Source organism: Streptomyces tricolor (genome assembly GCF_002155905.1).
Taxonomy (GTDB): domain Bacteria; phylum Actinomycetota; class Actinomycetes; order Streptomycetales; family Streptomycetaceae; genus Streptomyces; species Streptomyces tricolor.
The window spans coordinates 1-1,622 of the sequence record NZ_MUMF01000943.1 but is presented as its reverse complement, the minus strand read 5'-3'; the positions used below and the strand labels follow the sequence as shown (position 1 = coordinate 1,622).

Sequence of the window (1,622 nt, the reverse complement as noted above, 5' to 3'; positions counted from 1 at the left end):
GAGCAGCGGCCGGTCCCCGGCCAGCACCCGGGTCTTGCTGCTGAGGCTGCCCTCCAGCGGAACCTCGACCAGGCCGACCCGGCCGGCCAGCAGTTCCCGCAGGGTGTCGCTCGCGGGGTCGGCGCCGAGGGCGGTGACCAGGGTGACGGGGCGTCCGTCGGCGGCGGCGAGGCAGGCGGCGAGGGCGGCACCGCCGGGGCGGGAGCTGCGCCGGGTGCCGTGGACGACGGGGACGGGCGCGTCCGGGGCCAGCCGCTCGGCCCGGCCGCACAGGTCGTGGTCCAGCAGGGCGTCGCCCACGACGACCAGGGGCGTCTGCGCGGCGGTCATGCGTGTCCCTTCCGCGGGGCCACCGGAGCGCCGGCGGCGGTCCGGCCGACGGTGCGGGCGCGGCCGACGAGCCGGCCGACGACCCCCGGCTTGCCGTCGGTGCCCGGCCGACCGTCGGCCGCGGGCTCGCCGTCGACGCCGTGGCCGCCGCGGTGGCCGGCCTCGCCGCGCTCGACCGCCTGGTCGAAGGCCTCGCAGAGCATGTGCACGGCGACCAGGTGCAGTTCCTGGACGGTGGCGGCGACGGGGGCGTCGACGCACAGCGCGTCGTCCGCGCCGAGCTGCAGCGGGTTGGGGGCCCGTCCGGTCAGCGCCCAGACCGTCATGCCGAGCCGGTGCGCGCGGTCGGCGGCGGACAGCAGGTTGGCGCTGGCGCCGCTGGTGGACAGCAGCAGGAGCACGTCTCCGGGGCGGCCGTGGGCGGCGGTCTGCCGGGCGAACACCTCCTGGACGCCGTAGTCGTTGGCGATGGCGGTGGTGGAGGAGGTGTCGGCGTGCAGGGCGACCGCGGAGAACGGCGGCCGGTCGTCGCGGTAGCGGCCGACGAGTTCGGCGGTGAGGTGCTGCGCCTGGGCGGCGCTGCCGCCGTTGCCGGCGACGAGCAGCCGGGCGCCCGAGCCCAGCCGCCGGGCGAGTTCGGTGCCCCAGCGCTCCAGGAGCGGGCCGTGGTCGCGGAACGCCTCCAGGGCCTTGGCGAGGTCGTCGCAGTGCGTGGTGTCGGTGACGGTGTTCATCGGACGACTCCCGAGAGCGAGCGGATCGAGGACACGGCGCCGTACACCCCGGCCACGCCGTCGGCCACCCGGTCCCAGGTGTAGTGGCCGAGCACCCGGGAGCGGCCGGCGGCCCCGTACCGGGCGAGCCGGTCGGGGTCGGCGAGGAGGGCGCGGATCACCGCGCCGAGGTCGAAGTCGTCGTCGGCCGGGACCAGGACGCCCGTGGTGCCGTCCACGACCGTGTCGAGCTGGCCGCCGACGGCGGTGGCGACGACCGGCGTGGCGCAGGCCATGGCCTCCAGCGGGACGATGCCGAAGGGCTCGTACCGGGGCAGCGACAGCACCAGGTCGGCGCTGGACATCAGCCGGGGCATACGGGCCCGGCCGACCCCGCCGAGCAGGGTGACCCGGTCCAGGACGCCGTACTCGCCGGCGATGCCGTAGAGGCGTGCGGCCTCGGGTTCGGCGCCGAGCAGGTCGGCCTCGGGGCCGCCGGCGATGAGGAGTTCGGCGTCGGGGACGTCGGCCAGGGCGCGGATGGCGCGGTCGAAGCCCTTGCGGGGCACGAGCCGGCCG

The 1,622-nt window shown here is 77.6% G+C and carries 2 protein-coding genes and 1 pseudogene; all 3 read right to left on the bottom strand.

Going from position 1 to position 1,622, the window contains the following annotated elements:
- Positions 1–330 (bottom strand): annotated as a pseudogene (locus tag CCN44_RS41755) (D-beta-D-heptose 1-phosphate adenosyltransferase); the annotation flags it as partial.
- Positions 327–1,064, bottom strand: a complete 738-nt coding sequence (locus CCN44_RS41750; protein ID WP_059247485.1) for a D-sedoheptulose-7-phosphate isomerase — start codon at positions 1,062–1,064, stop codon at positions 327–329. The gene CCN44_RS41750 and the pseudogene CCN44_RS41755, both read right to left, overlap by 4 nt.
- Positions 1,061–1,622, bottom strand: a 562-nt coding sequence (locus CCN44_RS41745; RefSeq protein ID WP_143650470.1) for a glycosyltransferase, incomplete at its 5' end; no start/stop codon positions are given. The genes CCN44_RS41750 and CCN44_RS41745, both read right to left, overlap by 4 nt.